Genomic DNA, 512 nt, shown 5'->3' with positions numbered 1-512 from the left:
AAGGGACGCAAGACCGCCCGCGAGCGCATCGAGATCCTCTTCGACGAGGGCACCTTCGTCGAGCTCGACGAGCTCGCCCGCCACCGCTCGACCGCGTTCGGGCTGGAGAAGACCCGCCCCTACGGCGACGGGGTGGTGACCGGCTACGGCGAGGTCAACGGCCGCATGGTGTGCGTGTTCAGCCAGGACTTCACCGTCTTCGGCGGCTCGCTGGGCGAGGTCTACGGCGAGAAGATCACCAAGGTCATGGACCTCGCGATCAAGACCGGCTGCCCGATCATCGGCATCAACGAGGGTGCCGGCGCCCGCATCCAGGAGGGTGTGGTCAGCCTCGGCCTCTACGGCGAGATCTTCCGCCGCAACGTCCACGCGTCCGGCGTGATCCCGCAGATCAGCCTGATCATGGGCAACTGCGCGGGCGGGCACGTCTACTCCCCCGCGGTCACCGACTTCACGATCATGGTCGACCAGACCTCGGCGATGTTCATCACCGGACCCGACGTCATCAAGAC

General features: G+C 66.6%; 1 protein-coding gene. It reads left to right on the top strand.

The window, feature by feature from the left end; genetic code table 11:
* Positions 1-512: carboxyl transferase domain-containing protein (locus J3P44_RS24770; protein WP_305122964.1), on the top strand; the 512-nt coding region annotated here is incomplete at both ends.

The sequence above is a fragment of the Nocardioides astragali genome (genome assembly GCF_024436375.1).
Lineage (GTDB): Bacteria > Actinomycetota > Actinomycetes > Propionibacteriales > Nocardioidaceae > Nocardioides > Nocardioides astragali.
The sequence above is the reverse complement of the archived record's forward strand: the minus strand, read 5'-3'. Positions and strand labels throughout refer to the sequence as shown.